Genomic DNA, 24,582 nt, shown 5'->3' on the forward strand with positions numbered 1-24,582 from the left:
CTGTAGGCATTTTTCTTGCGGAAAATAAGCCCAGGCCGTTGCCCATGCTTGGCTTATTTGATGAGCAGAACCGGAACGTCTGACGTGGCCAGCACGCGCTGGGCTACCGAGCCTAGTAGCAGATCGCTGATGGCTGTGCGCCCCTTGGAGCCCATCACCACCATGTCGTACTTGCCGGCTTTGGCGCAGGCCACGATTTCCTGCGCCACGTGGCCGGTGCGTACCACCATGTCGTGCCGTATACCGGTGGCGTCCAGCAGCTTTTGGGCGGGCTTGAGGTCTTTTTCGCTGAGTTCACGCAGGTAGTCGGCCACCACCTCAGACCCCACATAGATTTTGGCGTGGCGCAGCGACACGTCGTCGTGTACGTTGATCAAGGTGATGGAGTGCTTGGCCGGTGCCAGCTGGGCGAATAGCTTGCGCGCATATTTGACGGCATGCAGGGCCGATTTTGAACCGTCGATGGCTAGCAGCACTTTCATGGTGTCCCCTTGGATAGGCAAAAGTTCAGCATACGCCTGCGGGCTGACGGCGGGCTGAAAACCTGGTTTTCGGTTCCACGTCGCAGGAGTTTTACACTTGCGGGCTCCGGCCTTATTTTTCTGCCCCTTAGATTGTTGCCCCGATGACCACCGTTCACACCTCCTCCATCCATAGCCTGCCCCTGCTGGCGCGCGGCAAAGTGCGCGACAACTACGCTGTAGGCAAGGACCGCATCCTGATGGTCGCCAGCGACCGCCTGAGCGCTTTTGACGTGATCATGGGCGAGCCTATCCCTGGCAAAGGCATTTTGCTGACGCAAATGGCCTTGTTCTGGTTCGAGCGGTTGGGCCATATCTGCCCGAATCACCTCACCGGTGACGCCCCCGAGAGCGTGGTCCAGCCTGACGAAATCGCCCAGGTGGCGGGCCGCTCCATGCTGGTCAAGCGTCTGCAGCCGATTCCGGTCGAAGCTGTGGTGCGTGGCTACCTGGCCGGCAGCGGCTGGAAGGAATACCAGGAGAACAGCGCCGTCTGCGGTGTCGTGCTGCCAGCCGGCCTGCAAAACGCCTCCAAGCTGCCCGTGCCCATCTACACCCCGGCAGCCAAGGCCGCGGTGGGCGACCATGACGAGAACATCACCTTCGACAAGACCGTGGAAATGATCGGCCTGGACCTGGCCACCCGCATCCGCGACCTGAGCATCCAGATCTACAGCGCTGCCGCCGAGATTGCCCTGGCCAAGGGCGTGATCATTGCCGACACCAAGTTCGAGTTCGGCCTGGATTCCGACGGCACGCTGGTGCTGATGGACGAGGTGCTGACGCCCGATTCCTCGCGCTTCTGGCCCGTCGAAGGCTATGTCGAAGGCACCAACCCGCCCAGCTACGACAAGCAGTTCGTGCGCGACTGGCTGGAGCAGGTGCAGATCGACGGCAAGCCCTGGAACAAGACCCCGCCCGCCCCCCGCGTGCCGCAAGAGGTCATCGCCAAGACCGCCGCCAAGTACCAGGAAGCGCTGCAACGCCTCACGGCCTGAGCGCCCGCCCCCTATGGCCACCCTTGCGGCGCGCAGCCTGGCGCATATCTGGCACCCCTGTACCCAGATGCAGCGTGCGGCCCAGCTGCCGCCGCTGGCTATCAGCCACGGCCAGGGCGTGTGGCTGTATGACGAAGACGGGAACCGCTACTTCGACGCCATCAGCTCCTGGTGGGTGAACCTGTTCGGCCATGCTGACGCGCGCATCAACGCCGCGTTGAAAGACCAGCTGGACCGCCTGCCGCATGTGATGCTGGCCGGCTGCACCCATGCGCCGGCCGTGGAGCTGGCCGAGCGCCTGTCTGCCCTCACCGACGGCGTGCTGGGCCATTGCTTCTACGCCAGCGACGGTGCCTCTGCCGTGGAAATCGCGCTGAAGATGGCCTTCCACCATTGGCGCAACCGGGGCCTGGCCGACAAGCGCGAGTTCGTGTGCTTGCGCCAGGGCTACCACGGCGAAACCCTGGGCGCGCTGGCCGTGACCGATGTGCAGATCTTCCGCGACGCCTACGACCCGCTGCTGATGCAGTCGCACCAGGTCATGTCACCCGACGCGCGCCAGGCCCTGCCCGGCGAATCCGCCGCCGACGTGGCGCAGCGCGCCGCCGCCGAGCTGCAGACCCTGCTGGAGGCGCGTAGCGGCCAGATCGCCGCGCTGATACTGGAGCCGCTGGTGCAGGGAGCCGCCGGCATGGCCATGTACCACCCGGCCTATCTGCAGGCCGCGCGCGCGCTGTGCGACCAGCACCAGGTGCTGCTGATTGCCGACGAGATCGCCGTGGGCTGCGGCCGCACTGGTACTTTCTTTGCCTGTGAACATGCGGGCATCTGGCCGGATTTGCTGTGCCTGTCCAAGGGCATCAGCGGCGGCTATCTGCCCTTGTCCCTGGTGCTGTCGCGCGACAGTGTTTATGACGCCTTTCTGGACGACGACGTGGCGCGCGGCTTCTTGCACTCACACTCCTACACCGGCAATGCACTGGCCTGCCGCGCCGCGCTGGCCGTGCTGGACCGCTTTGCGCAGGATGACGTGCTGGCCCGCAACCGCCAGCAGGCCGCCGGCCTCAGCGCCGCGCTGGCGCCCCTGCAGGCCGACCCGCGCGTGGAGAACTTCCGCCACCTCGGCATGATTTGGGCCTTCGACGTGAAGGAGCCGCTGGTGGGCGCGCGCTTTGCCGAGCGTTTCCATCTGGCCGGCCGCGCCCGCGAGCTGCTGATACGCCCCATAGGCCGCACCGTCTACCTGCTGCCACCGTACTTGCTGGACGACACGCTATCGCCCTGGCTGGCCCGGCAAGTCATGGCCACGCTGGACGATGTGCTGAACCAGATTCCTGAAGATGCTGCTAGACCACCTGAACCGCCAACTGCGTGAGCGCGCGGCCCAGAGCCTGACGCGCACGCGCCGCACTGCCGAGACGCCCTGCGCGCCGCAGCAGCGGGTAAACGGCCGCGACATGCTGGCCTTTGCCAGCAACGACTACCTGGGCCTGGCCCAGCACCCGGTGCTGATCGACGCGCTGGCCGAAGGCGCCCGCCGCTATGGCGCGGGCAGCGGGGCTTCGCACCTGGTCAGCGGCCATTCCCGCGCGCATACCCAGCTGGAAGCCGAATTGGCCGCCTGGCTGGCGCCGCATATTCCCCAGGCGCAGGCCTTGTATTTCTGCACCGGCTATATGGCAAATATGGCTTTGGTGCAGGCGCTATCTGCGCAGAGTGCTACGATTTTTGCAGATAAGCTGAACCACGCCTCGCTGGTGGACGGTGCGCTGCTGTCCAAGGCGCCGTTCCAGCGCTACGCCCACCGCAACCTGGTGGTGCTGGAGCGTCAACTGGCTGCCTGCACAACCCCTATCAAGCTCATCGTCACCGATGCGGTGTTCAGCATGGACGGCGACCTGGCCGACCTGCCCGCCCTGCTGGCCCTGGCCGAGCAATACGACGCCTGGTTGGTGGTGGACGACGCCCATGGCTTTGGCGTGCTCGGCGCGCAGGGGCGGGGCAGCCTGGCCCACTTCGGCCTGCGCAGCGAACGCCTGATCTACATGGGCACGCTGGGCAAGGCAGTCGGCGCGGGCGGCGCTTTCGTGGCCGCCCACCCCACCATCGTCGAGTGGCTGGTGCAAACCGCGCGCCCCTACATCTACACCACCGCCGCGCCGCCGGCCATCGCGCACGCCGTCAGCGCCAGCCTGGCCTTGATCGCCAGCGCCGAGGGCGAGCAGCGCCGTGCCCAGCTGCAGCAGCGCGTAGCCCAGCTGCGTGCCGGCCTGGCAGACTTGATTGCCGCCTATCCCGCTGCCAGCTGGCAGCTGGTGGATTCCGCCAGTGCCATCCAGCCCCTGGTGGTGGGCGACAACGCCGCGGCCATGGCCGTGTCTGCCGCGCTGGACGCCCAGGGCCTGTGGGTGCCCGCCATCCGCCCACCGACTGTGCCCGTGGGCACCGCCCGCCTGCGCATCACCCTCAGCGCGGCGCACAGCCCGCAAGACGTGCAGCGCCTGCTGGACGGCCTGGCCCAAGCCGCCAAGGACCTGTATGACCGACACTGAACCCACTTCCGTACCCGGCGCCCCCGAGGCCGACGCCCTGTTCCTGCGCGACCGACTGGGCCACTTGGCGCGCGGCTGCTTCGTGACCGGCACCGACACCGAAATCGGCAAGACCAGTATCAGCGCGGCCCTGCTGCACTGGTGCAGCCAGCAGGGCTGGCGCAGCGCGGGCCTGAAGCCCGTGGCCGCCGGCGTGGACGGCCGGGGCGTGAACGAAGACGTGCGCGCCCTGCGCGACGCCAGCTCGCTGCTGCTCAGCCATGCCGAGGTCGGCCCGCTGCAGTTCCGCGCTGCCTGCGCGCCGCAGATCGCCGCCGCGCTGGAGGGCCACACCATCGATTCGCAAACCTTGGTGGAGCATGCGCAGTCCTTGGCTGAGCGCGCCGACGTGCTGGTGGTGGAGGGCGTGGGCGGCTTCTGCGTGCCCCTGGGGCCGGACTTCGATACCGCCGACCTGGCCCAGGCCCTGCATCTGCCCGTGGTGCTGGTGGTGGGCCTGCGGCTGGGCTGCATCAACCACGCGCTGCTGACGGCCGAGGCCATCCGCGCGCGCGGCTTGCCACTGGCTGGCTGGGTGGCCAACACGCTGGACCCCGGCATGGAACATATATCGGGCAACCTGGACACGCTGCGCCACGAGTTCATGCGCCGCTACCAAGCGCCCTGCCTGGGGCTGGTGCCGCGCCTAGCCGCCCCCAGCCCGGCTGCCGTGGCCTCGTACCTGGACGCCGACGCCCTGCGCGCCGTGTTCGCCCTATGAGCCTGGCGCCGACCCTGGAGCCCTGCGCGCCCTTCGTGGACGCAGCCTTCTATGCCAACCCCTACCCGGCCTACCAGGCCCTGCGCGAGGCCGGCCCCATCCACTGGAGCACCGAGTTTTTCGGCGGTGCCTGGCTGCTGACCCGCCACGCCGATGTGGAGCAGGTGCTGCGCGACCCGCGCTTTTCCGCCCAGCGCACAGGCGGTTGGGTCACAGACCGCGAGCAAGAGAAGGGCGAGCTGGCCGGCTTCCAGCAGCTGTTCGCCCGCGCCATGCTGTTCCTGGACGCGCCCGACCACACCCGCATCCGCAAGGTGTTGAACGCCGGCTTCAAACCTGAGGCGATCCAGGCCCTGGTGCCGCACATCGAGCACACGGTGAACCAGCTGCTGGATGCGGTGGCCGACCAGCCCAGCTTCGACTTCATGCAGGCCGTGGCCCGTCCGCTGCCGGTGCGCGTCATCGCCAAGATGATGGGCATAGACGACGCGGCCAACGCCGACTTCGTCACTTGGTCCGACGACCTGGCGGTATTCATCGGCGCCCCGCTGGCCACCCACGCCCAGGCGCGCCGCGCCCAGGCCAGTCTGCTGGCCATGGGCCGTTACTTCGAAACCCTGGTGGCACAGCGCCGCCAGAGCCCGGGCGACGACCTGGTCAGCCGCCTGCTGCAGGCTGAAGATGCCGGTGATATCCACAGCCACGCCGAGCTGCTGGCCCAGTGCGCCATGCTGCTGTTCGCCGGCCATGAAACCACGCGCAATCTGCTGGGAAATGGCCTGTATGCGCTGCTGAGCAACCCGGATCAATGGCAGCGCCTGCAACAAGAGCCTGCCTTGCTGCCCGGCGCTGTCCGCGAACTGCTGCGCTTCGACAGCCCGGTCCAATACACCGGCCGCCGCGTTGCTGCGGATATGGAGTTGCACGGTCAGCAGCTGCGCCGCGGCGATCTGGTCGTGCCCTTGATCGGCGCAGCGAACCGCGACCCGGCACGGCATCCTGAGCCCGACCGGCTGGACGTGGCGGGACGCGATGGCGGTTCGGTGTCCTTCGGCTCGGGCGCGCATGTCTGCATAGGCGCGATGCTGACGCGGGTGGAGGCGGAGATCACTTTCAGGCTGCTGTTGCAGCGCTTTCCCCATGTGAGCTTGGGTGAAGCTGCAGTGCATTGGGTGGCGAATCCGGCTTATCGGGGAGTAGTGGCGTTGCCGGTGAATGTGGGTGGCTCTTGAACGCTGGCGAGAGATCTTGCCTTTACTCGAAAATTGGCTCACTTGCCGAACATGCGGTCGCAAGCGTTCGTCAGGTGCTGGCGCATGGCCAATTCTGCCGCTCCACTGTCGTGGCGCTGCAGAGCATGCAGGATGGCTTCATGTTCTGCCTGCACCGTCTTCTGGCGGTCCCTGCTCTTGAGCAGCGAGAGATTACGCATCATGTTCATGCTGAACAGCAACTGCTCCTGCATGGATGCAATGGCCGAGACGAAGAACTGGTTCTTCGAGGCCCTGGCCACGGCGAGGTGAAACTCGAAGTCCTCATTCGCCCCCAGTGCCTGCTCAGCCACCACGGTGTTGAGTTGGGCGTAGGCGCGCTCGATCTCCGCCAGACTGGCGTCGTCCACTTGTTTCGCAGCCAACGCGGCGGCACCCGACTCCACAACGATGCGGAAGTCAAAGCAGCGCCGCAGGTCGGAGATGGATTCGAGTGGCGCAAAACGGGGGATGTTCGGGTCGGGCAGCCGGGTGACAAAGGTGCCTGAACCCTGGCGGCTGGTGATGATGCCATCGGCCCGCAAACGCGACAAGGCCTCGCGGATGGTGGGGCGCGATGCCGTAAAACGCGCGGTCAGCGCTTGCTCGGTGGGCAGCCGGTTGTGCCGGCTGGTGGTGGGCCGCGTCGAGCGACTTTCGCCCAATGCCTGGTCGGCAGGAGGCTGGCCCCCCTCGGTCAACTCGCCGCGCATGATGCTGCCCAGAATTTCGCGGTAAACGCGATCGACGAGGCTGGTAGTCGGGCGGTCAGTCATGGCGGGAGTAGGCAGGCAAAGCTTTCAAAGCCGCTGGTCGCAGGCCAAAAGAGCGGCCGCGACGGTCCTGATCTCGGCCATCCGGTCTGCGGGCGAGGCGCTGAGTAGCGGCAGGTGCGCACCCATGTCGGCCACGCCGCTGAGCGTGACGGCATCGTGCAGCACGCGGATCAGCGAGATCGAGTCACGCAGGGTTTCCAGGGGCATGAAGGCGTCGTACAAAGTCTGCGCGCGTGCCGTGTCGGCATGTTTGAGCGCCTGCAGCAAGGCCATGCAGGCCTTGGGCGCAATGCAGCCCGAACCCGTGGTGAAGGAGGCCAGGCCAAACTGGCTCACATGTGCAGGCGCAGGCCGTTCTCCCATGCCACTGACGATGCGGGCCGGTGTGATGCGTTCCACCAAGGCCCGCAGGTAAGGATCGTTGACCGGGTCGTCGCGCACGATGGCGTACTTGACGGCCAGAATCCGCCCACTGTCCACCAGCCGGCCCAAGGTGGCCACATCCAGGTACTGCTCGCTCTTGATGTAGAGCGTGACGGGGATGCCCGCGGTGTCGACAAACCGCGAGATGCCTTCGGCCACACCTTCGGGCGTGGTGAAGCCCTGCATGGGCAGGACCATGGCCGTGCGATAGCGGCTGCCACGCAGCAGTTGGGCCTGGTCCATCATTTTTCCAAAGTCAGGGCCAATGGCCGGGATCACCCGCGTGGTGTCGGACGCGCTGTCGGCCAGTTGCTCCAGCAGCAAGGCGTAGTCACTAATCGAGGTGTGGTACAGGTTGGCGTTGCCGCCGTAGAGCAGAGTGCGGATGCCACCGGCCTCGATGTGGCGGATGAGCTTGCGGTTTTGTGCCTCGTCAATCGACAAGTCGGCGCGCCGGGCCAGTGGTGGCACGGCCAGAACGGAGGAGGAAAACTCGTCGACATGCAAGGGTGCGATGTTCATGGATACCTCGGGATGTGGTGGTTCCAGGACGGGTAAGCGTCCCATGGGAATGATCAAAAGTGCTTTAGATTGTATGGAATCCTCAGAATTTGTCAGGCAAATTTGTTTTTATTGATTTCTGCTGGTGGCCTTGTCTTCACATTTCCCCGAGTAAAGCAGGATTGACAAGCAAAAATTCGTCTGACAAAGTGGTGTTGGTCGGGGTTCGAACATTTATTCGGAGACAAGCCATGAAAGAAGAGACAAGAACAAGCTTGGGTGGTATGCGTGCAGGCCGACGCACGGTGCTCAAGGGCTTCGCTGGCGCAGCGGCCTTGGCGGGCATGGGGCAGTCAGCTCTAGCCCAGCAAGCCAAGGAAGCCCCTGCACTGGCCAAGCTGGTGACGGACGGCAAATTGCCTGCGCTGGCCCAGCGTCTGCCCGCCACACCACTGGTCATTCAGGCTGAGAAAGTGGGCGTTTACGGTGGCGCCCTGCGCCGGGGGTTGCGCGGCAGTGCCGACCACAACGGCATCTTGCGGCTGGTAGGCAACCAGGGACTGGTGCGCTGGAACCTGGCCTTCACCGAAGTCTTGCCCAACGTGGCCGAAAAATGGGAGGTCAATGCCACTTCCACCGAGTTCATTTTCTATCTGCGCAAGGGCATGAAGTGGTCGGATGGCAAGCCCTTCACGGCCGACGATGTCGTTTTTTCGATTGAGGATTGCGCCAAAAACACCGAGTTGTTCAAGACGCCTCCGGGCACGCTGGTGATTTCGGGCAAGCCCGTGGTGGCCAGCAAAATCGACGAGACCACGGTGAAGTTCACCTTCCCCGCTTCTTACGCCATGTTTCTGGAGCAGCTGGCCACGCCACTGGGCCAATACCCCACGCTGTACGCCAAACACTACGCCAGCCAGTTCCATCCCAAGTACAACAGCAACGTGGCAGCACAAGCCAAAGCGGCCAACCTGTCGGACTGGACGGCCCTGTTTCGCAGCAAATGTGGCGACATCGAAATCCCGGCGCGCTGGGGCAATGTGGACAAGCCCACGCTGGATCCCTGGGTTGTGACCGAAGCCTATACCGGCGGCGTGACGCGTGTAGTGATGGACCGCAACGCCTACTTCTGGCAGGTGGACCAAAGCGGCCAGCAACTGCCCTACATCGACAAGCTCAGTTTCAGCATTGCGCAAGATGTGGAGTCGCTGATGCTCGACGCCCTGTCGGGCAAGCTGGACATCCAGGAACGCCATATCGACTCGCTGCAGAACAAGCCCACGCTGTCGCAAAACCAGCAAAAAGGCGGCTACCGTCTGGTGGAGTTGGAGGCAACCAGCGCCCAGCAGGTGCAGATCTACCTGAACCTGACGCACAAAGACCCGAAGATGCGCGAGATGTTTGGCAACAAGCAGTTCCGCCAGGCGCTGTCGATGGGCATCAACCGCAAGGAAATCATTGATCTGGTGTACCTCGGCCAGTCCGAACCTTTCCAGACCGGTCCTCGCCCCGGCCACCCCTGGTACAACGAGAAGCTGTCCCGCCAGTTCACCAACTTTGACCCCAAACAGGCCAACGATATTCTGGACAAGATTGGCTATGCCAAGCGTGACGCGCAGAAGTTCCGCCTGCGTCCGGACGGCCAGCGGGTTTTCTTTTCGATTGACGTGATCCCCACGCTCTATCCAGACGCCGTGGACACATTGGAGTTGGTGAAGCGGCACTGGGCCGACATCGGTGTAGACATGAAGGTCAATACCATTGAGCGCGCCTTGTTCTACACACGTGGCGACAACAACGACCATGACGGCGCGACGTGGCCCGGCCCGGGTGGACTGGACCCGATGCTGGACCCCCGTGATTATTTTGCGCAGCACCCGCAGGGCTCGCGCTATGCGATTCCGTGGACCATCTGGTTTGCCTCCAATGGCAAAGACGGCCAGGAGCCGCCCGAAAGCCAGAAGCAGCGCAAGAAGCTGTTTGACGAAGCGCTGGCCACCGCCGACCTGAAGAAACGCGGCGAGGCCATGAAAAAAGTGTTCGACCTGTGTGCGGATGCCTATGAAACCATTGGTGTTTGCCTTGCCGTCAACACCTTCGGCATCGTCAAGAACAATCTGCAAAACGTGCCCAAGAAGTATCCCAATTCGTGGACCTGGCCCAACCCGGGGCCTGCGCTGCCACAGCAGTTCTTCTTCACCCGGACTTGACCCGCACACCGAGTTTGCAGCCGACGTGTACAGGCCGCAAACCGGCTGGTGGTTGACGCCACCAGTGGGGTTGTGCGCCGCTTTCAAGGGATACCGATATGTTCGTTTTCATCGTCAAGCGGATGCTGTGGATGCTGCCGTTTCTGCTGGCCATCAGCTTTCTATCGTTCGTGTTGATCCAGCTGCCACCCGGCGACTACGTCACCACCTACATCGCCACGCTGGCGGCCTCCAACGAGGTGGTGGACCAGGCCACGGCAGCAGATCTGCGCAACCGGTTTGGCCTGGACCAGCCCATGGTCATCCAGTACTGGAAGTGGATCTCCAACATCGTTTTGCACGGTGACTTTGGCCTGAGTTTCGAGTGGCAGCAGCCGGTAGGTGACCTGATCTGGGAGCGCATGGCCTTGACGTTGTTGCTCACCTTCTCGACGCTGCTGGTGACTTGGGGCATTGCCTTGCCCATCGGCGTGTTCTCTGCGGTCAAGAAGTATTCGATTGGCGACTATGTGGTGACCTTTCTTTCGTTTCTTGGTCTGGCCGTGCCCAGCTTTTTGCTGGCCCTGGTGCTGATGTATGTCGCAGCAGTTGAATTCGGGCAGAACGTGGGTGGCCTGTTTTCAGACCAGTACCTCACGGCGCCCTGGAGCATGGCCAAGGTGGTGGACCTGATGCAGCACTTGTGGATCCCGGTGATCATCCTGGCCGTGTCGGGTACGGCCAGCCTGATCCGCGTGATGCGCGCCAACATGCTCGACGAGCTGAACCGACCCTATGTGACCACGGCCCGCGCCAAGGGCTTGTCGGAGTTCACGCTGCTGGTCAAGTACCCGATGCGCATGGCGCTCAACCCCTTTATCTCCACCATCGCCTGGCTGCTGCCCAACCTGGTTTCGGGCTCCATCATCGTGGCCATCGTGCTGAGCCTGCCCACGGCCGGCCCCCTGCTGCTGCAATCGCTGATGAGCCAGGACATGTACCTGGCAGGTGCTTTCATCCTGCTGATCTGCGTGCTGACCGTTACGGGCTCGTTGATCAGTGACATTCTTCTGGCGCTGGTGGACCCGCGCATCCGTCTTGAGTAACGCATCTTGAACACTCCTGCTGCATCCTCCCCCGCCATCGACGGCATAGCCGGACAGACGGCCAGCCGTCTTGCCGTTGCGTCCCAATGGCAACTGGTCTGGTGGGCCTTCAAGCGCCACCGGCTGGCCATGGTGGGCCTGTTTGTCACTATCGGGCTCTACGTGATTGCCGTGCTGCCCGGCTTCTTTGCGGTCAACGACCCATCGCAACAGAACCGGCGTGCCGTGTTCTATCCGCCGCAGACCGTGCACTTCATCGATACCGGTGCGGATGGCTGGTCGATCCATCCCTACATCCGTCCTTACGTACTCAAGCGTGACCCGGTCACGCTGGCATCGGTGTACCAGGAGGACAAGGAGCGCAAGGTGCCGCTGCGCATGTTTGGCGAGGGTTACGAATATTCGGTGTTCGGCCTGTTCAGTTCGCGCATCCATCTGTTTGCCACGCAGGATGCCGACCAGCCGCTGTTCTTGTTTGGCGCCGACCGATTGGGGCGCTGTGTGTTCAGCCGCATCATGGTAGGCACCCAGATTTCTCTGTCGGTCGGTTTGCTGGGCGTGATTCTGTCGCTCACGCTGGGGATTATTCTGGGCGGCATTTCGGGCTACTACGGCGGGCGCATCGACTTTGCGATCCAGCGCGTCATTGAGCTGGTGCTGTCTCTGCCCACCATCCCGATCTGGTTGGCGCTGGCGGCGGCTTTGCCGCAGGATTGGCCCGCCACCCTGAACTACATGATGATCACCCTGATCTTGTCGCTCACCGGGTGGGCGCAGCTGGCCCGTGTGGTGCGCGGACGTTTCCTGAGCTTGCGCACCGAAGAATTTGTGACCGCTGCACGGCTGGATGGTGCGTCTGAAGGCCGCATCATCTTCCGCCATATGCTGCCCAGTTTTTCGAGCCACATCATTGCCTCGGTGAGCCTGGCCATTCCGGCCATGATTCTTGCCGAAACTTCGCTCAGCTTCCTGGGCCTGGGCCTGCAGCCGCCCACCATTTCCTGGGGCGTGCTGTTGCGTGAAGCCCAGAACATCCGCTCCATTGCCACAGCGCCCTGGCTGTTTGCACCCGGTGCTGCCGTGGTGTTGGCCGTGATTGCCCTCAACTTCCTGGGGGACGGTTTGCGTGACGCCTCCGACCCGTACAACAAATGACCATGACCCCAGGAACTTCCACCCCAAGCGCGACCCAGGTGTCGCCCATTCTGCTGCAGGTCAATAACCTGAGTACGCACTTTGCCGTGCGCAACGGCAGCATCAAGGCCGTGGACGGCATCTCGTTCAATGTGGAGCGCGGCCGTACGCTGTGTGTGGTGGGCGAAAGCGGCAGTGGCAAAAGTGTCACCGCCCGCTCCATCCTCCAGATCGTCGACGAGCCCGGGCGCATTGCTGGCGGCTCCATGGTGCTGAACCGGGCCGACGGTTCCAGTGTGGACCTGGCCAAACTCCATCCACGCGGCAAGGAAATCCGAGCCGTGCGGGGTGCCGAGATCGCCATGATTTTTCAGGAGCCCATGTCATCGCTGTCGCCGGTACATACCGTGGGCAACCAGATCATCGAGGTGCTGCGGCTGCACATCAAGATGGGCAAGCTCGAGGCACGGGCCCGCTGCATCGAACTGCTGGCGCAGGTGGAGATTCCCCACCCCGACAAGGCCGTGGACCGCTACACCTTTGAGTTCTCGGGTGGCATGCGCCAGCGCGTGATGATTGCCATGGCCCTGGCTTGCAATCCATCACTTTTGATAGCAGATGAGCCAACCACCGCGCTCGACGTGACCACGCAGGCCGAGATTCTGGACCTGATCAAGCGCCTGCAGAAAAGCCACGGTATGGCGGTGATGTTCATCACCCACGATATGGGCGTGGTGGCCGAGATTGCCGACCAGGTCATCGTGATGCACAACGGCAGGATCGTGGAAACCGGCCCGGTGGACCAGATCTTCCATGCGCCGCAGCACGACTACACCCGCATGCTGATCGGCTCCGTGCTCAAACTGGGGCGCAAGGCCGAGATCCGGGTGCGGCGCAAGGCACCAGATCCTGCACAGCCGCCCATTTTGGAGGTGAACGATCTGAGCATGCATTTTGGTGGCCCCAAATCTTCTACCAAGGCCGTGGACGGGGTGTCGCTGAGTCTCATGCCGGGGGAGTCCCTGGGTATTGTGGGCGAGTCTGGCTCCGGCAAAACCACCATGGGCCGCTGCCTGCTGCGGGTCTACGACCCTACGGCGGGCGCCATCAACTACCGCCAGCCCGATGGCACCGTGATCGATCTGGTGACGGCAGACAAACATATGCTCAAGCAGTGCCGGCGTGAGATGCGGATGATTTTCCAGGACCCGGTGAGCTCCCTCAACCCGCGCATGACGGTCGCACAAATTGTGGGGGAACCACTGCTGGTCAATGGCTTGGCCACTGGCAAGGAGCTGGATGAACGCGTGGCCGACCTGCTGCAGAGCGTGGGGCTGGAGCCGGCCTGGCGCGAGCGTTATCCCCATGCCTTCTCGGGCGGCCAACGCCAGCGCATCGGCATTGCGCGTGCCATTGCGCTCAATCCGCGCATCATCGTGGCCGACGAGGCCACGGCGGCGTTGGACGTGTCCTTGCGTTCCCAGATGCTGGATCTGCTGCTGAATCTGCAGGACAAGCTGGGCCTGTCCTTTATCTTTATCAGCCACGACATCGCCGTGATCCGCTATTTCTGCGACCGGGTTGCCGTGATGTACCGGGGCAAGGTGGTGGAAACCGGCCCTACCGAGCAGGTGTGCGATGCACCTACCCATGCCTACACGCAGGCCCTGCTATCGGCCATACCGAAACCGGACCCGCGTGCGCGCAGCATGCATATGCGGTTTCGCTATACAGGAACCTAGTACTGCGCGGGTGCCCTTTTTCATTACGGAGATACAGCATGAAAATCGACAGACTGCGCGTGTTCATGTCGCGCGACAAGAACCGGCCACGTGTCATTCTGGCGATGGACACCGACGAGGGCATCACCGGCTGGGGCGAGTGCTACAACCACGGGCCAGACAAGGCGCTGTTCCCGCTGTTTGACTACCTGGTCACCTTTCTCAAAGGCCAGGACCCGCGCCGCATTGAGTTTCTGGTGCACTATCTGATGCAGCAGACGCGCTTTCCACCGGGCGCGTTGGGTTTGGCCGCAATCGCGGCGATTGACCATTGCCTGTGGGACATTTCGGCCAAGGCCCTTGGCGTGCCTGTGTACATGCTGCTGGGCGGCCACGTGCGGGACCGGGTGCAGGTCTATGCAGGCATGTACACCGCGCCCGACGCGGCCCAGGCGCGCGACGAAATGGATGCGCTCAACGAGCAATGGGGGCTCAAGGCATTCAAGCTCAGCCCCTACCGCATTGACATGCACCGCCACCGTTGGGGCGAGGTGGTCAAGACCTCGGCAGACTACTTCCGCACGCTGCGCGAAACGGTCAAGCCCGAGTACGAAATCGCCTTCGATGCACATGCCAAGATTTTCGAGCCGGCCCAGGCCATGCAGCTAGGCAACGCACTCGCGCCCTACGACCCGCTGTTTTTTGAAGAGCCGATCCGACCCGAGAACTTTGAGGCCTGGGGCGAGCTCAAGCGCGGTCTGCAGTGCACATTGGCTACCGGTGAGTCGCTGTACAGCCGCTTTGAGTTCCTGCGGCTGCTGCAGGTCCGCGGGTGCGACATCATCCAGCCTGATGTGTGCGTCGTGGGCGGTCTGCTGGAGATGTGCAAGATTGCCGCGCTGGCCGAAGCCCATTTTGTGACTATTGCGCCGCATAACCCTATGGGCCCGCTGGCCACCGCCATCAATGTGCATTTCAGCGCCGCCCAGACCAACTTCCGCATTCTGGAGTACCGCCTGCCGCAGGGTGCCGGCTATGTGTACGGCACCGAGGCCGCCGTCAGCGCAGAAAGCCGCGATGAAGGCGCCTGGTACGTAAAAGACCCGTACCTGCCCAAGGACGGCTACCTCGAGTTGCGCCCGGATCGCCCGGGTTGGGGGGTAGAGATGAACGAGGAACTGCTGGGTACCGAGGAATACATCCACTGGGAACGCAAGGTGCCGGTCAAGCCGGACGGTTCGACCGGCTATGCCTGAAGCCGCCCTGCACCCCGTCATCACCTTGCACGCAGGTGGCGCATCCGCCCGCCTTGTTCCGCATGCGGGAGGACGGGTGTCCGCACTGCGCCTGGAAAGCGGCGGGGGCGAGGTGGTGGACGTTCTCCACCCGTACCCCGAAGACTTCTTCGACCCCATAGCGTGGGCCAAAGGCGGCATCTATCCACTGATGCCGTATTCCAACCGGATTGCCAACGCGCTGCTGCATGTCCAGGGTGAAACCCATGCCCTGCGCTCGCACCCCGGTGCCATGCCCCATAGCCTGCACGGTAACGCCCACGCCCAGCCCTGGCAGGCCACACAGTCAGGCCCCGACACCGCTACGCTGACCCTGGACAGCCCAGCTGGCCCAGCCTGGCCCTGGCATTACACCGCCAGCCTGCACTTCGAGCTGACGCCTTCGCAGCTGCGCGTCGGCCTGACGTTGCGCAATGCAGACACGCGCACCATGCCGGCCGGCATGGGCCTGCACCCCTTCTTTCGGCATGCTCCTGCAGCGCGGCTCAGCTACCGCGCCACCACGCTATGGCCGGTGACGCCGGACTACCTGGCCGGCACCGCGCGGCCACTGCGGGCCGATGAACAGCATGCAACGCCACGCCATCTGCCGCAGGGGGCTGTGAACGCCTACCTGGGGGGATGGGACGGCACGGCGCTGGTCGAACTGCCACAGGGTGCGCTAGTCAGCATGCAGGCCGACCCGTTGTTTGGCCACCTGGTGGTGCACCGGCCAGACCCGCCTGTTTATCTGTGCCTGGAGCCTGTCAGCCATGTGGCAGACGGCTTCAACCTCGCGGCCCGCGGGGTGGCAGACACCGGCATACAGCTGCTGGAACCTGGGGGCAGCCTGAGTGGCGAGATACGTTTCGCGACCTTGCCAAATCACCTCTGAAAGGAATTGGAATGAGCCTGTCGACCACCCGCATCGTGGCTGCCCGTGTGACCCCCATCGCGTTCCGTGACCCACCGCTGCTGAATGTGGCCGGCGTGCATGAGCCCTGGGCACTGCGCAGCATCATCGAGGTCGAGACCGCCGATGGCCGTGTGGGCCTGGGCGAAAGCTATGGCAATCTGGAAACACTGGACCATCTGGCAAAGATCGCGCCCCAGCTCGTGGGACTGGACCCTTTTGACCTCAACGCCCTGACCCGCGTGGTCTACGGCCTGGTGGGCAACAACCCCGATACCGGCGCTACATTCGCACCCGAAGGCGACAAGGCGCGTGCCAGTGCACTGGCCGCATTTGAGGTGCCCTTCCTGGACCTGCAGGGCCAGATTCTGGACCGCCCCTTGTACCAGGTGCTGGGGGGGGCGGTTCGGCCCCACGTAGCCTATAGCGCCTATCTTTTTTACAAGTTTGCCCAGCACAAGGAAGACCCCGGTTACCCGACCGACGACTGGGGCGAGGCACTCACGCCAGCGCAGCTGGTACAGCAAGCCCGCCGCATGATTGACAGCTACGGCTTTGGCTCCATCAAGCTCAAGGCGGGTGTGTTTCCACCCGAAGACGAAATTGCCGGCCTGAAGGCCTTGCGGGCCGCCTTCCCGGGTTACCCCTTGCGGATCGACCCGAATGGGGGCTGGTCGGTGGAGACCACGCGCCGCATCATGCCCCTGCTGGCTGCCGAAGGCTTGCTGGAATACCTGGAAGACCCCGTCAGCACGCTGGAGGAAATGGGCGAAGTGGCCCAGTTCTCGCCTATGCCCCTGGCTACCAATATGGTGACCGTTGCTTTTGGCCACATCCCCAAAACGGTACAGCTGGATGCCGTGCAGGTGATCTTGTCCGACCACCACTACTGGGGCGGTCTGCGGGCCACCCAGCACTTGGCGACCCTCTGCCGCACTTTCGGCATCGGCATTTCCATGCACTCGAATTCGCACATGGGCATCAGCCTGGCCGCCATGACCCATGTCGGCGTGACGCTGCCCAACCTCAGCTATGCCTGCGATACCCACTACCCCTGGCAGGAAGACGAAGTGATTGCAGGTGGCAAGCTGTCTATCCGTAACGGCGTGCTGGCACCTCCGCCAGGCCCCGGCTTGGGTGTCACCCTGGACCGCCAGGCGCTGGCCCGACTGCACCAGAACTACCTGGACTGCGGGATCCGCAAGCGCGACGATGCGAAAGAAATGCGCAAGCACCAACCGGACTTCAACCCCCAGTGCCCCCGGTTCTAGCCTAAGCCATCCCCGTTCCGCATGTAGTAGCCGGCTAACACCCATCCCCGCATTTCGCCGCCAACAATGGACTCCCAACCACCCTTGAGGAGACGAATATGGCGGCGAAAAAGATACTCATGCTGTGCGGTGACTACTGCGAAGACTACGAGACCATGGTGCCGTTCCAGGCGCTGCTGGCCGTAGGTCACACGGTGCACGCGGTGTGCCCGGACAAGAAGGCCGGCGACCACATCAAGACAGCGATCCACGATTTCGAGGGCGCGCAGACCTATAGCGAAAAGCCTGGCCACAACTTCACCCTGAACGCCACCTTTGCAGGCCTGGATGTCGCCAGCTACGATGCGCTGGTGATCCCCGGCGGCCGTGGCCCCGAGTACCTGCGCACCTACCCGGCGGTGGTCTCGGCGGTCAAGCATTTTTTTGAGGCCAACAAGCCGGTGGCGGCCGTCTGCCATGGCGCGCAGCTGCTGGCCGGCGCCGGCGTGCTGAAAGGCCGCACCTGCTCGGCCTACCCGGCCTGCCGCGCCGAAGTGGAGATCGCCGGTGGTACCTATGCCGAGATCGCCATCGATGCAGCGGTGACCGAAGGCAACCTGGTCTCGGCCCCGGCCTGGCCCGCGCACCCGGCCTGGATTGCGCAGTTCCTGGCCCTGCTGGGCACGCGTATCAGTTTGTGACCAGGCATTGACGCTGGGTATGCAGCCTCCGATGATGTGGGGCTGCATCCAGGGAATCCACCATGTGCCAAGTCTTCATCAGCGCAGACCCCACCTTGTACGACAGCCGTGCCCGCTCGGTGCGGCTGCACGGTGTGGCGACCAGCATCAAGCTGGAAAACCTGTTCTGGCAGGTGCTGGATGAAATCGCCCAGCGGGACGGCATGGGCGTGCCGCAGTTGTGCGCCAAGCTGTACGACGAACTGGTGGCGCAGCGCGGCGAGGTGGACAACTTCGCCTCGTTTCTGCGCGTCAGCTGCGGCCGCTACCTGGCTTTGCAGCTGTCTGGCGGCATCCCGCAAGACGCCAGCATCTCCATCCGCAGCCTGAACGCCCAGCAGGTGCTGGCGACCGAGGGCCACCGCAGCCTGCTGGCGCGGGCGGCTTGAGTTGGCAAGTGATTTGCTATTTAATTGAGAGCTGCTGGCGCAGGTATCTCCTGCGCTACAGCCATTTTTTATCTAAATCCTACTGCACCGACCAGCCCAGGCGCTTCAGGTGGATCTTGGTCCAGCCATCGTCGAGCCGGCCGTTCTTGATTTCGCAGGCCGCCGGTTTGCTGGTGTAGCCGCCCAGCGCGTTCTTGGCATACAGCTCCATCGACAGCACCGTGCCCTCTTTTTGCAGGTTGCGGTAGTAGGGGCTGCCGGGGTCCTTCAGCAGCGGCTTCAGGTATTCCAGGCAGATATCGGCTTCTGGCTCTAGGCCGCTGCGGCCTGCGCCCATGGGGACGGGCACGGGCAGGTCGGCTGGCGAGGGGGTGAGCGCGGGCGAAGGGTCTTTCTCCATCGACAGCGTGGCCGGGTCGATGGTGACGATGCGCGGGCGCGGAAAGTTGTGCATGGGCTGCGGCTGCGCGCTGTTGGGGCACACGGCCTGCTGGTAGCTGATCTTGCCGTCGGCGCCTACGCACTTCACCACCGCCAGCGCCGGGCTGGCGGCCAGGGCCAGCAGCGCGGCTAACAGGGGAAGCTGGAGGGCGGGCATGGGAGGCGGGCTAGTTCAGCACCATGCTCAGCCGGCGCCGGTAGGTGGCGATCAGCTGGGCCTGCGGGTCCTGGGCGGCGACGGAATTGCCCGACAGCTCGATGCCGCCCGCTGACTTGGTGCCGGCGTCCGCGCTGGCCTTGGGCTTGGGCGGGGTCAGCAGTTCCAGGATGGCGACGAAGAGCTTGCGCGGGGCTTCATCGTTCCATTTCTTGTCGCGCATGATGATTTCCAGCAGCTCGTCCATGGCGGCGGTCCAGTCGCCCAGGGCCATCAGGATTTGGGACTTGGCGAAGCGGGCGTCAAAGTCGCGTTTGTTGGTGCTGATTTGGGCATCAAAACCGGCTATGCCGCTGGCCTGTGCTTCGTCACTAGCTGCGAAATTGAGAGCGCCAATCCATTGCGACAGGGCTTCGAAGCGCAGCTGCAGCGGGATGTATTTGAGAGTGGGCTGCAGTGCGGCCTCGGCTTCTTCGAGGTTGCCGGTTTCGACCAGTAGGCGCACATAGTCATAGCGGGCGTCGTCGTTGGCCGGGTTCAGCGCCAGGGCTTCGTGCAGCTTGTGCAGGGCGGCGTCGGTGTCGCCGGATTCCAGCAGGGCCTGGGCTTGCTCGGCTTCCGTGGGTTCGGCGTCCAGCGGCTCGCCTTCGGGCACATGCTTGTTCAGGAATTCCTTGATCTGGCCTTCGGGAATCGCACCCTGGAAGCCGTCTACCGGCTGGCCGTTGATCAGCAGGATGCAGGTGGGGATGCTGCGGATGCCAAAGGCGGCGGCCAGCTGCTGCTCTTGGTCGGAGTCGATCTTGATCAGCTTGAAGCGGCCGCCGTATTCGGCCTCGACCTTTTCCAGCAGCGGGCCTATGACCTTGCAGGGGCCGCACCAGGGGGCCCAAAAGTCCACCAGCACCGGGGTGGACATGGAGGCGGCAATGACCTCGGTTTCAAAGTTTTCGACGGTGACGTTGATCATGGTGGGGTCTCTGGGGGCAAAAAGTAAAATCGAGGTTTTGGCGCCCATCGTGGGCGCTCTTAGAACAAAGCCCTATGACTTCCATTCAAATTGGTGTGGTGATGGGTTCCAGCTCCGACTGGGACACCATGCAGCACGCGGTGCAGATTCTCCAACAGTTTGGCATCAGCTTCGAGGCCAAGGTGGTTTCCGCCCACCGCATGCCCGATGATATGTTCGCCTACGCCGAAGCCGCCGCCGGCCGGGGCATGAAAGCCATCATCGCCGGCGCTGGTGGCGCCGCCCACCTGCCCGGCATGCTGGCCGCCAAGACCACGGTGCCGGTGCTGGGTGTGCCGGTGGCCAGCCGCCATCTGCAGGGCGTGGATTCGCTGCACAGCATCGTGCAGATGCCTAAGGGCATTCCCGTGGCCACCTTTGCCATCGGCACGGCCGGTGCGGCCAACGCGGCGCTGTTCGCCGTGGCCCTGCTGGCCAACGAGAGCCCGGCGCTGCGCACGCAGCTGGAGGCCTTCCGTGCCGCCCAGACCGAAGTGGCGCGCAATATGACCCTGCCACCCGCGCCCCACGCCCTATGAGCCAGGTCCTACTACCCGGTGCCACGCTGGGCGTGATGGGCGGCGGCCAGCTGGGCCGCATGTTCATCCACGCGGCTCAGCGCATGGGCTATTTCACCGCCGTGTTGGACCCCGATGCCCACAGCCCCGCTGGCCGTGTGAGCCACCACCACATTGCCACCGACTACATGGACGCCCCCGGCCTGGGCCAGTTGGCCGAGACCTGCGACGCCATCACCACCGAGTTCGAGAACGTGCCGGCGCCGGCCCTGGCCCGTCTGGCGGTGTACACCACGGTGTCGCCCGCGGCCGCGTCCGTCGCCATCGCCCAGGACCGTGCGCAGGAGAAAGCCCACTTTGTGGCCTGCGGCGTGCCTTGCGCACCCTATGCGGTGATTGAAACTGCGGCCCAGCTGGCCGCCGTGACCGACGAGCTGCTGCCCGGCATCCTGAAAACCGCCCGCATGGGCTACGACGGCAAGGGCCAGGTGCGCGTTTCCAGCTACGCCGAGCTGGCCCAGGCCTGGCTGGACCTGAAGGGCGTGCCCTGCGTGCTAGAGAAGATGCTGCCGCTGGCCGCAGAGTGCTCGGTCATCGTGGCGCGCGGCGCCGATGGCCAGATAGTCAACTTGCCAGTGCAGCGCAACCTGCACCGCGACGGGATTCTGGCCGTCACCGAAGTTTATGAAGAAAACATGCCTGCAGCGCAAGCAGAACAAGCGCTAGCAGCTGCGAAATCCATAGCAAACGGCCTGAACTATGTGGGCGTGCTGTGCGTGGAATTCTTCGTGCTGGACGACGGCAGCCTGGTGGTCAACGAGATCGCGCCGCGCCCGCATAACAGCGGCCACGCCAGCATGGACTGCTGCGATGTGTCGCAGTTCGAGCTGCAGGTGCGCACCCTGGCTGGCCTGCCCCTGGTGCAGCCGCGCCAGCACAGCCCGGCGTTGATGCTGAATCTGCTGGGCGACCTGTGGTTTGTGCGCTCTGAAAAAGCCGCCACGCCCCCCTGGGCTGAAATTTTGGCCCTGCCCGGCGCGCATCTGCACCTGTACGGCAAGTCCGACGCCAAGCGTGGCCGCAAGATGGGCCACCTGACCATCACCGGCGCTTCGGTGGAAGCAGTGCGTGCCACCGCCTTGCAGGCAGCGGCGCTGCTGGGCATAGAAGCGTTTTGACCATGCTTTTGGACGGACGCGACCCGACCGCCATCCAGCAAGCTGCACAGACGCTGGCCGATGGCGAATTGCTGGGCCTGCCCACCGAGACGGTGTACGGGCTGGCGGCCGATGCGTCGAACGACGCTGCGGTGGCCAAGATATTCGCCGCCAAGGGCCGACCTAGCGACCACCCGCTGATCGTGCACATTGCGCCCGACGGCTCTGGCGTGGCGCATTTCGCCAGCCAGGTGCCAGCCTTTGCCCAGCAGCTGATGGACGCGTTTTGGCCCGGGCCGCTGACGCTGATCCTGCCGCGCCGCGAAGGCGTGGGTACGGCCGCTGCGGGCGGGCAGGATTCGATCGGCCTGCGCTGCCCCTCGCACCCGGTGGCGCAAGCGGTGTTCCGCGCCGCTGCGGCCCTGGGTGTGGCCGGCGTAGCAGCGCCCAGCGCCAACAAGTTTGGCCGCGTCAGCCCGACCACGGCGGCCCATGTGCAGTCCGAGTTTGAAGACGGCCTGCTGGTGCTGGACGGCGGGCCCTGCACCATGGGGATTGAGTCCACCATCGTGGACTGCACCCGTGGCGTGCCGGTGCTGCTGCGCCCTGGCAGCATCAGCCGTGACCAGATTGAGCAGGCCTGCGGCCAGCCGCTGCGCTCCAAGGAAGATCTGGCAGCGCCCGATCCGCGTGCGTCGGGTACGCTGGAGGCGCATTACGCACCCAGCGCCAAGGTGAGGCTGATGGACACCAAGGTGCTGCAGACCGCGCTGGACCTGCTGGGCCAGGTGCAGGACGGCGTGCCTGGCTCGATCGGTGTGTATGCGCGCAGCGCGTTGCACAACCATTCGCGCCAGGCTCTGCTGCGTTCTATGCCGGACGACGCGGCGGCGGCGGCGCAAGAGCTGTTTGCCGCGCTGCGCAATTTCGATGCACAAGGTGTGCGGCTGATCTGGATAGAAACCCCGCCAGATACCCCGGAATGGGAAGGCGTGCGCGACCGTTTACAGCGTGCCGCAGCGGCTTGACCTGTCTTTACGCTCCGTTACCCGTGCCTCGTTAAACTACCCGATTGATTTTTGGAGTCCTCATGGCTATTTCTAGTTTGCGCCGGGCCTTTGTGTGGCTGGCATGTGCCTCAGCAACGCTGCTGACCGCCTGCGGTTCCAGCACGGTGGAGTCGCAACTCACGCCGTCGCGCATCATCGGCTTTGGCGATGCGTTCAATGTGGTCAAGTCTGGTGCCAGCTATACGGTGAATGACTCGGCTATCAATACCTGGTTGACGCAATTCGCCTCCAGCTATGGCAAGACTTTGGATACCTCTTTGGTGTACGCGCAAGGCAATGCCCGCATCAGTGCCACACCCGACGCGGCCGGCAGTAGCAGTACCTTGACGGTGGCGCAGCAGGTAGACAGCTTCTTGGCCGCCAATTCCCTGGGTTCGGAGGATGTGGTGGTGATCAACGGCGGTATCAGCGACTTGGTGGTCGAAATGGCGGCCGTCACTGCGGGTACGGAGACCTCTGACACGATGCTGGCCAACGCCAAGCAATACGGTAAAGACTTGGGCGCGCAAGTGCGACGCCTGGTGAATGCCGGCGGCAAGCACGTGGTGGTGGTTGGCCCTTACAACCTGGGTGTCAGCCCCTGGGCGACGGCGATCGGTCAGAACGACTTGCTGAAGAGCGCTAGCAGTGCCTTTAATGAGGCCATGCTGGTGTCCATCGTGGACCTGGGTGAAACAGTGCTATACGTGGACGCGGCCTATTACTTCAACCTGGTGCAGGCTACGCCCTCGTCGTACGGGCTGTCCAATAGCACCGACTTGGCGTGTACCTCTACGGATTCGGGTGCTGGCATTGGCACCGGCACGGGCCAGGTCAATTCATCCCTGTGCACCACCTCCACGATTGCTGCGATCACGGCCAATTCGGCGGGCACGACCTACGATCTGTATATGTTCGCTGACCGCCTGTACGTCACCCCGACCGTGCAGCGTCTGTTCGGTGTGTATGCCTATGGCAAGGTGCACGCACGCTGGTAAGCTTGCAGATAATCCAGACGTAAAAAAGCCGACCCTAGGGTCGGCTTTTTGTTGGGCTCAGCTATTTAAAACTTGTAGCCGACGGCGACCGCGACGGTCACCGGGTTCAGCGTCACGTCGATGGTCTGGCCGGTAGACAGCGTGCCGCGGGTCTTCACGAAGGTCTTGGCAATCATGCCGTCGATGAACCAGCGTTCATTCAAGGTCACCGTGCCACCCACCTGCACTGTCAGTCCCAGCTTGGATTCCAGCGACAGGGTCGTGGGGTTGCTGGACGAACCACCCGTGATGGCGGTCAGCACAGCCGTGCCCTTTTCCTTGTAGAACTTGGCATAGGTGGGGCCGCCGCCGATGTAAGGTCGGAACTGGGCGTTGGGTTCACCAAAGCGGTACTGGCCAAACAAAGACATGGGCAGCGCCTTGGTCTCACCGATCTTGCCGGCACCGGAGATGGCGCCTGCGCCATACAGATTGTGTGTGAATGGTGTCGCCAGAGGCAGATCCACGGCCCAGTGGTCGTCCACTATGTAGGTGATGCCGGCGCCTAGCTGCGTGTTGCCATTGGAGTCGATCTTGGTATGGGGCAGGCTGGAGGCCGACAGATCACCGCTATCCACGGCCGGCGTAATGTTGGTAATACCGGCGCGCACCATCCAGGTACCTGCGGTTTGGGCTTGGGCTGCGCCAGCCAGCAGCAGCAAGGCTGCTGCTAGGCAGGTGGTTTGGAATTTCATGGGGTTGTCCTTCTATCTTGAC

At 63.8% G+C, this 24,582-nt stretch carries 24 protein-coding genes; 18 read left to right on the forward strand and 6 right to left on the reverse strand.

Translation table 11 applies throughout. The features are described from left to right. Positions 1-53: 53 nt before the first annotated feature. Positions 54-482, reverse strand: coding sequence for a universal stress protein (locus tag AC07O2_RS10455; protein ID WP_495075668.1), 429 nt, complete (start codon positions 480-482; stop codon positions 54-56). A 143-nt stretch (positions 483-625) separates the two neighbouring features. Here AC07O2_RS10455 and AC07O2_RS10460 point away from each other — a divergent pair, with 143 nt between their 5' ends. From AC07O2_RS10460 to AC07O2_RS10480, 5 genes are read left to right on the forward strand one after another with little or no spacing between them, the layout of a single operon-like run. Continuing rightward, positions 626-1,519, forward strand: a complete 894-nt coding sequence (locus AC07O2_RS10460) for a phosphoribosylaminoimidazolesuccinocarboxamide synthase (RefSeq protein ID WP_495075669.1) — start codon at positions 626-628, stop codon at positions 1,517-1,519. Between the two features lie 13 nt (positions 1,520-1,532). After that, the gene (bioA, locus tag AC07O2_RS10465; RefSeq protein ID WP_495075670.1) at positions 1,533-2,894 is read left to right on the forward strand and encodes an adenosylmethionine--8-amino-7-oxononanoate transaminase; all 1,362 of its coding nucleotides are present in this window, start codon (positions 1,533-1,535) and stop codon (positions 2,892-2,894) included. Continuing rightward, a complete protein-coding gene (gene bioF, locus AC07O2_RS10470) occupies positions 2,860-4,071 on the forward strand; it encodes an 8-amino-7-oxononanoate synthase (protein WP_495075671.1) in 1,212 nt (403 codons plus the stop codon). Before bioA ends, bioF begins: the two co-directional genes overlap by 35 nt. Next, on the forward strand, positions 4,058-4,831 hold the full coding sequence (bioD, locus tag AC07O2_RS10475; RefSeq protein ID WP_495075672.1) for a dethiobiotin synthase: 774 nt from the start codon (positions 4,058-4,060) through the stop codon (positions 4,829-4,831). Before bioF ends, bioD begins: the two co-directional genes overlap by 14 nt. Then, positions 4,828-6,063, forward strand: a complete 1,236-nt coding sequence (locus AC07O2_RS10480; protein WP_495075673.1) for a cytochrome P450 — start codon at positions 4,828-4,830, stop codon at positions 6,061-6,063. Before bioD ends, AC07O2_RS10480 begins: the two co-directional genes overlap by 4 nt. 38 nt (positions 6,064-6,101) lie before the next feature. Here AC07O2_RS10480 and AC07O2_RS10485 read toward each other — a convergent pair whose 3' ends face one another. Together AC07O2_RS10485 and AC07O2_RS10490 are read right to left on the reverse strand one after the other, a co-directional pair. Continuing rightward, on the reverse strand, positions 6,102-6,857 hold the full coding sequence (locus AC07O2_RS10485; protein ID WP_495075674.1) for a FadR/GntR family transcriptional regulator: 756 nt from the start codon (positions 6,855-6,857) through the stop codon (positions 6,102-6,104). 24 nt (positions 6,858-6,881) lie between these two features. After that, the gene (locus tag AC07O2_RS10490; RefSeq protein WP_495075675.1) at positions 6,882-7,802 is read right to left on the reverse strand and encodes a dihydrodipicolinate synthase family protein; all 921 of its coding nucleotides are present in this window, start codon (positions 7,800-7,802) and stop codon (positions 6,882-6,884) included. Between the two features lie 230 nt (positions 7,803-8,032). Between AC07O2_RS10490 and AC07O2_RS10495 the strand changes: the two genes are divergently transcribed. The 9 genes from AC07O2_RS10495 (at position 8,033) to AC07O2_RS10535 (ending at position 18,497) form a co-directional block, all read left to right on the forward strand. After that, the gene (locus AC07O2_RS10495) at positions 8,033-9,991 is read left to right on the forward strand and encodes an ABC transporter substrate-binding protein (RefSeq protein ID WP_495075676.1); all 1,959 of its coding nucleotides are present in this window, start codon (positions 8,033-8,035) and stop codon (positions 9,989-9,991) included. Between the two features lie 98 nt (positions 9,992-10,089). Next, on the forward strand, positions 10,090-11,076 hold the full coding sequence (locus AC07O2_RS10500) for an ABC transporter permease (RefSeq protein WP_495075677.1): 987 nt from the start codon (positions 10,090-10,092) through the stop codon (positions 11,074-11,076). 6 nt (positions 11,077-11,082) lie between these two features. Beyond that, positions 11,083-12,231 (forward strand): ABC transporter permease, encoded by a 1,149-nt coding sequence (locus tag AC07O2_RS10505; RefSeq protein WP_495075678.1) that lies wholly within the window; start codon positions 11,083-11,085, stop codon positions 12,229-12,231. Positions 12,232-12,233: 2 nt separating this feature from the next. Further along, positions 12,234-13,952: an ABC transporter ATP-binding protein gene (locus tag AC07O2_RS10510; RefSeq protein ID WP_495075679.1), complete on the forward strand. Its 1,719-nt coding sequence runs from the start codon at positions 12,234-12,236 to the stop codon at positions 13,950-13,952. A gap of 38 nt (positions 13,953-13,990) precedes the next feature. After that, positions 13,991-15,187 carry a mandelate racemase/muconate lactonizing enzyme family protein gene (locus tag AC07O2_RS10515; RefSeq protein WP_495075680.1) on the forward strand — a complete coding sequence of 399 codons (1,197 nt, stop codon included), beginning with the start codon at positions 13,991-13,993 and terminating at the stop codon, positions 15,185-15,187. After that, positions 15,180-16,100, forward strand: a complete 921-nt coding sequence (locus tag AC07O2_RS10520) for an aldose 1-epimerase (RefSeq protein WP_495075681.1) — start codon at positions 15,180-15,182, stop codon at positions 16,098-16,100. The genes AC07O2_RS10515 and AC07O2_RS10520 overlap by 8 nt, the downstream gene beginning before the upstream one ends. 11 nt (positions 16,101-16,111) lie before the next feature. Next, positions 16,112-17,389, forward strand: coding sequence for a glucarate dehydratase family protein (locus AC07O2_RS10525; RefSeq protein WP_495075682.1), 1,278 nt, complete (start codon positions 16,112-16,114; stop codon positions 17,387-17,389). Between the two features lie 98 nt (positions 17,390-17,487). Continuing rightward, positions 17,488-18,069 (forward strand): DJ-1/PfpI family protein, encoded by a 582-nt coding sequence (locus AC07O2_RS10530; RefSeq protein ID WP_092757456.1) that lies wholly within the window; start codon positions 17,488-17,490, stop codon positions 18,067-18,069. A 62-nt stretch (positions 18,070-18,131) separates the two neighbouring features. Beyond that, positions 18,132-18,497 carry a ribbon-helix-helix domain-containing protein gene (locus tag AC07O2_RS10535; protein ID WP_116608433.1) on the forward strand — a complete coding sequence of 122 codons (366 nt, stop codon included), beginning with the start codon at positions 18,132-18,134 and terminating at the stop codon, positions 18,495-18,497. 79 nt (positions 18,498-18,576) lie between these two features. On the opposite strand, the gene AC07O2_RS10540 is transcribed toward AC07O2_RS10535, so the two are convergent. Further along, positions 18,577-19,095, reverse strand: a complete 519-nt coding sequence (locus AC07O2_RS10540; protein WP_495075683.1) for a hypothetical protein — start codon at positions 19,093-19,095, stop codon at positions 18,577-18,579. Positions 19,096-19,105: 10 nt separating this feature from the next. Next, positions 19,106-20,065 carry a thioredoxin gene (gene trxA / locus AC07O2_RS10545; RefSeq protein WP_495075684.1) on the reverse strand — a complete coding sequence of 320 codons (960 nt, stop codon included), beginning with the start codon at positions 20,063-20,065 and terminating at the stop codon, positions 19,106-19,108. 74 nt (positions 20,066-20,139) lie between these two features. On the opposite strand from trxA, the gene purE reads away from it, so the two are divergent. From purE to AC07O2_RS10565, 4 genes are all read left to right on the forward strand, one after another. Continuing rightward, a complete protein-coding gene (gene purE, locus AC07O2_RS10550) occupies positions 20,140-20,643 on the forward strand; it encodes a 5-(carboxyamino)imidazole ribonucleotide mutase (RefSeq protein WP_495075685.1) in 504 nt (167 codons plus the stop codon). Then, positions 20,640-21,800: a 5-(carboxyamino)imidazole ribonucleotide synthase gene (locus tag AC07O2_RS10555; RefSeq protein ID WP_495075686.1), complete on the forward strand. Its 1,161-nt coding sequence runs from the start codon at positions 20,640-20,642 to the stop codon at positions 21,798-21,800. The genes purE and AC07O2_RS10555 overlap by 4 nt, the downstream gene beginning before the upstream one ends. Before the next feature lie 2 nt (positions 21,801-21,802). Beyond that, positions 21,803-22,807 (forward strand): L-threonylcarbamoyladenylate synthase, encoded by a 1,005-nt coding sequence (locus AC07O2_RS10560; protein ID WP_495075687.1) that lies wholly within the window; start codon positions 21,803-21,805, stop codon positions 22,805-22,807. A gap of 62 nt (positions 22,808-22,869) precedes the next feature. Continuing rightward, positions 22,870-23,826 carry an SGNH/GDSL hydrolase family protein gene (locus AC07O2_RS10565; protein WP_495075688.1) on the forward strand — a complete coding sequence of 319 codons (957 nt, stop codon included), beginning with the start codon at positions 22,870-22,872 and terminating at the stop codon, positions 23,824-23,826. A 65-nt stretch (positions 23,827-23,891) separates the two neighbouring features. Here the strand turns inward: AC07O2_RS10565 and AC07O2_RS10570 are convergent, their stop codons facing one another. Further along, a complete protein-coding gene (locus tag AC07O2_RS10570) occupies positions 23,892-24,560 on the reverse strand; it encodes an OmpW/AlkL family protein (protein WP_495075689.1) in 669 nt (222 codons plus the stop codon). Positions 24,561-24,582 lie beyond the last annotated feature (22 nt).

The organism is Rhodoferax sp. GW821-FHT10B06 (assembly GCF_059415605.1).

Excerpts from the sequence above, each read along its gene's own strand:
- AC07O2_RS10455 (WP_495075668.1), bottom strand. The coding sequence starts at position 482 with ATGAAAGTGCTGCTAGCCATCGACGGTTCAAAATCGGCCCTGCATGCC.
- AC07O2_RS10460 (WP_495075669.1), top strand. The coding sequence starts at position 626 with ATGACCACCGTTCACACCTCCTCCATCCATAGCCTGCCCCTGCTGGCG.
- bioA (WP_495075670.1), top strand. The coding sequence starts at position 1,533 with ATGGCCACCCTTGCGGCGCGCAGCCTGGCGCATATCTGGCACCCCTGT.
- bioF (WP_495075671.1), top strand. The coding sequence starts at position 2,860 with ATGCTGCTAGACCACCTGAACCGCCAACTGCGTGAGCGCGCGGCCCAG.
- bioD (WP_495075672.1), top strand. The coding sequence starts at position 4,058 with ATGACCGACACTGAACCCACTTCCGTACCCGGCGCCCCCGAGGCCGAC.
- AC07O2_RS10480 (WP_495075673.1), top strand. The coding sequence starts at position 4,828 with ATGAGCCTGGCGCCGACCCTGGAGCCCTGCGCGCCCTTCGTGGACGCA.
- AC07O2_RS10485 (WP_495075674.1), bottom strand. The coding sequence starts at position 6,857 with ATGACTGACCGCCCGACTACCAGCCTCGTCGATCGCGTTTACCGCGAA.
- AC07O2_RS10490 (WP_495075675.1), bottom strand. The coding sequence starts at position 7,802 with ATGAACATCGCACCCTTGCATGTCGACGAGTTTTCCTCCTCCGTTCTG.
- AC07O2_RS10495 (WP_495075676.1), top strand. The coding sequence starts at position 8,033 with ATGAAAGAAGAGACAAGAACAAGCTTGGGTGGTATGCGTGCAGGCCGA.
- AC07O2_RS10500 (WP_495075677.1), top strand. The coding sequence starts at position 10,090 with ATGTTCGTTTTCATCGTCAAGCGGATGCTGTGGATGCTGCCGTTTCTG.
- AC07O2_RS10510 (WP_495075679.1), top strand. The coding sequence starts at position 12,234 with ATGACCCCAGGAACTTCCACCCCAAGCGCGACCCAGGTGTCGCCCATT.
- AC07O2_RS10515 (WP_495075680.1), top strand. The coding sequence starts at position 13,991 with ATGAAAATCGACAGACTGCGCGTGTTCATGTCGCGCGACAAGAACCGG.
- AC07O2_RS10520 (WP_495075681.1), top strand. The coding sequence starts at position 15,180 with ATGCCTGAAGCCGCCCTGCACCCCGTCATCACCTTGCACGCAGGTGGC.
- AC07O2_RS10525 (WP_495075682.1), top strand. The coding sequence starts at position 16,112 with ATGAGCCTGTCGACCACCCGCATCGTGGCTGCCCGTGTGACCCCCATC.
- AC07O2_RS10530 (WP_092757456.1), top strand. The coding sequence starts at position 17,488 with ATGGCGGCGAAAAAGATACTCATGCTGTGCGGTGACTACTGCGAAGAC.
- AC07O2_RS10535 (WP_116608433.1), top strand. The coding sequence starts at position 18,132 with ATGTGCCAAGTCTTCATCAGCGCAGACCCCACCTTGTACGACAGCCGT.
- AC07O2_RS10540 (WP_495075683.1), bottom strand. The coding sequence starts at position 19,095 with ATGCCCGCCCTCCAGCTTCCCCTGTTAGCCGCGCTGCTGGCCCTGGCC.
- trxA (WP_495075684.1), bottom strand. The coding sequence starts at position 20,065 with ATGATCAACGTCACCGTCGAAAACTTTGAAACCGAGGTCATTGCCGCC.
- purE (WP_495075685.1), top strand. The coding sequence starts at position 20,140 with ATGACTTCCATTCAAATTGGTGTGGTGATGGGTTCCAGCTCCGACTGG.
- AC07O2_RS10555 (WP_495075686.1), top strand. The coding sequence starts at position 20,640 with ATGAGCCAGGTCCTACTACCCGGTGCCACGCTGGGCGTGATGGGCGGC.
- AC07O2_RS10560 (WP_495075687.1), top strand. The coding sequence starts at position 21,803 with ATGCTTTTGGACGGACGCGACCCGACCGCCATCCAGCAAGCTGCACAG.
- AC07O2_RS10565 (WP_495075688.1), top strand. The coding sequence starts at position 22,870 with ATGGCTATTTCTAGTTTGCGCCGGGCCTTTGTGTGGCTGGCATGTGCC.
- AC07O2_RS10570 (WP_495075689.1), bottom strand. The coding sequence starts at position 24,560 with ATGAAATTCCAAACCACCTGCCTAGCAGCAGCCTTGCTGCTGCTGGCT.